Origin of the sequence: Microbacterium sp. (genome assembly GCF_049661145.1) — a bacterium.
GTDB lineage: Bacteria > Actinomycetota > Actinomycetes > Actinomycetales > Microbacteriaceae > Microbacterium.
The window spans coordinates 1-2,748 of sequence record NZ_JBASZT010000397.1 but is presented as its reverse complement, the minus strand read 5'-3'; the positions used below and the strand labels follow the sequence as shown (position 1 = coordinate 2,748).

General features: G+C 71.1%; 4 protein-coding genes. 1 reads left to right on the top strand and 3 read right to left on the bottom strand.

The window, feature by feature from the left end; translation table 11 throughout:
- Window positions 1-103 precede the first annotated feature (103 nt).
- Window positions 104-1,087, bottom strand: coding sequence for a 2-hydroxyacid dehydrogenase (locus WBP48_RS16490; RefSeq protein ID WP_424441826.1), 984 nt, complete (start codon window positions 1,085-1,087; stop codon window positions 104-106).
- 62 nt (window positions 1,088-1,149) lie between these two features.
- On the opposite strand from WBP48_RS16490, the gene WBP48_RS16485 reads away from it, so the two are divergent.
- Window positions 1,150-1,581: a DUF1761 domain-containing protein gene (locus WBP48_RS16485; protein ID WP_424441825.1), complete on the top strand. Its 432-nt coding sequence runs from the start codon at window positions 1,150-1,152 to the stop codon at window positions 1,579-1,581.
- A 126-nt stretch (window positions 1,582-1,707) separates the two neighbouring features.
- Here the strand turns inward: WBP48_RS16485 and purQ are convergent, their stop codons facing one another.
- Both purQ and purS read right to left on the bottom strand, forming a co-directional pair.
- Window positions 1,708-2,415 (bottom strand): phosphoribosylformylglycinamidine synthase subunit PurQ, encoded by a 708-nt coding sequence (gene purQ / locus WBP48_RS16480; protein WP_424441824.1) that lies wholly within the window; start codon window positions 2,413-2,415, stop codon window positions 1,708-1,710.
- Window positions 2,412-2,657 carry a phosphoribosylformylglycinamidine synthase subunit PurS gene (gene purS, locus WBP48_RS16475; RefSeq protein WP_424441827.1) on the bottom strand — a complete coding sequence of 82 codons (246 nt, stop codon included), beginning with the start codon at window positions 2,655-2,657 and terminating at the stop codon, window positions 2,412-2,414. Before purS ends, purQ begins: the two co-directional genes overlap by 4 nt.
- Between the last annotated feature and the right edge of the window lie 91 nt (window positions 2,658-2,748).

Sequence of the window (2,748 nt, the reverse complement as noted above, 5' to 3'; positions counted from 1 at the left end):
GCGCGGGCCCGTACCTGCGCGCCCACGGCGCGACACCGGTCGAGTGCGGCGACCTGTGGCACGGACGCGACGTCGACGCCCGCGCCTGAAGCCCCGGCATCCCTCAGGTGCGGACGACGACGTTCTCGGGCTCTTCCCCGGCCAGGAGGTGTCTGATCTGGCGGCGGATGAGTGCCGCGATCCGTGGGTGCATGGCGCTCGACGCGCCGCCGACGTGCGGCGAGACGAGCACGCCGGGAAGTCCCCAGAGCGGATGCCCCTCGGGCAGCGGTTCGGGATCGGTCACGTCGAGCGCGGCGCGGATGCGGCCCTGCCGCACGTGCCTCACGAGGGCATCGGTGTCGATGAGCGGGCCGCGACCGACGTTGACGACGAGCGCGCCGTCGGGGAGCGCGGCCAGCTCCTCCTCACCGATGATGTGCCGCGTCGCGTCACCCCCGGGCAGGGTCAGCACGACGACCTCCGCCGTCGGCAGCAGCTCCGGCAGTTCGTCGACGCCGTGGATCCGGATGCCGTTCTCGTCGCGCGCGTGCGATGCCACCGCGACGAGCTCCACCTCGAAGGGCGCCAGCCGCGCCGCGACCGCCTTGCCCACGCCGCCGTACCCGAGCAGCAGGACGCGCCGGTCGGCGAGGCTCCGTGAGAAGCGCGGATGCCAGACCCCCGCGCGCGTGTCGAGCGCGAAGCCGTCGACGTGCCGCTGCGCGGCGAGCGTCAGCGCCACGGCGAGCTCGGCCGTCGAGGTCTCGTGCACGGTCGCGGCGTTGGCGTAGACGACCCCCGGCGGCAGTTCGTGTTCGACGCCCTCGTACCCGATCGACTGGCTCTGCACGAGGCGCGTCTTCACGTGCGCCAGCAGCGGCAACGCCGCGCTCGCCGTCAGATACGGCGGGACGACGAGATCGATCCGATCGCGCGGCGCCGGCGGTTCGGGCGACTCCCCGGCATCCGCCGACGCATCCGTCTCCGACGACACGGGCGACGAGGCCGAGCGCACCATCGGCCATACGATCACCTCGACGCCGTCCGGCAGCGGCTCGAGATCGCGGGCGAGTTCGGGGCGGGGAACCGAGACGACGAGAGTCATGCCTTCGACGGTACCCGGCGGGGGAGTACCCTCGCGGCAAGAGCCGAACCCGCGGAGGCGTCATGATTCCCGAGATCAACTACTGGGCCGTGCTGCTGGCCACCGTCGCGAGCATGATCGTGGGATCGATCTGGTACACGCCGAAGGTCCTCGGCAACCGGTGGATGAGACTCGCGAAGGTCACGCCGCCGGAGTCCTCCTCTGCGGCGTGGTTGCCCCTGATCGTCTCGGTCGCGCTGTCGTTCCTGCTGGCGTGGGTGCTCGCCGGCGCCGTCGCCATCGCGTGGCACTTCTACGGCGGGTCGTTCCTGTCGTCGTCCATCGTGACAGCGATCACCCTCTGGGCCGGGTTCACCGCCGGCCGCATCATCGTGCACGACATCTTCGAGGGCCGCCCGACGGGCCTCACCGTCCTGACCATCGCGCACGAACTGGTCACCGTGCTCGCGATGTCCGTTGTCATCGGGGTGTGGCCGCCCGCCGGCACCGTCTGACTCTCACTTCCGCGGAGATCTGCAGTTCTGAGGACCGGGTCCCCGCGGATCGATCCGCAGATGTGCAGATCTCCTCCGTTGTGAGGGCGGATGCCGAAGGCGCAGGCCCGGCGCGAAACCGCAGGCTCAGGCCGCGGCACCCACCACGGCGGCGATCGCGGACGTGAAGAACGTGAGGCCGTCGACGCCGGAGCGCATCGCGTCGGGCGTGTTCGGGCCGAAACCGGGCTCGACGGCGTGCTCGGGGTGCGGCATGAGGCCGACCACGTTGCCGCGCTCGTTCGTGAGACCCGCGATGTCGGCCAGCGAGCCGTTCGGGTTCACGCCGACGTAGCGGAACGCGATCAGACCCTCGCCCTCGATGCGTTCCAGGTCGGATGCCGAGCAGATGTAGCCCCCGTCGGCGTTCTTCAGCGGGATGGTGATCTCCTGCCCGACCTCGAACCCGCTGGTCCACGCCGTCGAGGCGTTCTCGACGCGCAGGCGCTGGTCGCGGCGGATGAACTGCTGATGCGCGTTGCGGATGAGCCCGCCCGGCAGCAGATGAGCCTCGACGAGCATTTGAAACCCGTTGCAGATGCCGAGGACCGGCATGCCGGATGCCGCGGCATCCTTCACCTCGGTCATGATCGGCGCGAGCGCCGCGATCGCGCCGGCGCGCAGATAGTCGCCGTAGCTGAAGCCGCCGGGAAGGACGAGCGCGTCGACGCCCTCGAGGTCGTGCGAGCCGTGCCACAGCGCGACGGGCTCGGCTCCGGCCACGCGGATCGCGCGTCGCGCGTCGCCGTCGTCGAGCGACCCGGGAAAGGTGATGACCCCGATGCGGGTGGTCACTCGACGACCTCGATGCCCACGACATCCTCGATCACCGCATTGGACAGCACGTCGTCGGCGAGCTTGCGGGCGAGCTCCAGCGTCGCGTCGTCGGCGGATTCCACCGTCAACTCGAACCGCTTGCCGATGCGCACCGCCGAGAAGCCCTCGATCCCGAGGCGGTCCAGGGCCCCTGCGACCGCCTTGCCCTGCGGGTCCAGCAGCTCGGCCTTGGGCATGACGTCGACGACGATAGTGGGCATCTGGCATCCGATCGTGTTCGGGGGATGCCGCCAGCTTACCGGCCGGGTCTGCCCCCCGCCCCCCGCCCGCCCCCCGCGCCCGCCGCCGAGC

What these genes read in the sequence shown, in the direction of transcription:
- WBP48_RS16490 (WP_424441826.1), bottom strand. Translation starts at nt 1,087, where the DNA reads ATGACTCTCGTCGTCTCGGTTCCCCGCCCCGAACTCGCCCGCGATCTC.
- WBP48_RS16485 (WP_424441825.1), top strand. Translation starts at nt 1,150, where the DNA reads ATGATTCCCGAGATCAACTACTGGGCCGTGCTGCTGGCCACCGTCGCG.
- purS (WP_424441827.1), bottom strand. Translation starts at nt 2,657, where the DNA reads ATGCCCACTATCGTCGTCGACGTCATGCCCAAGGCCGAGCTGCTGGAC.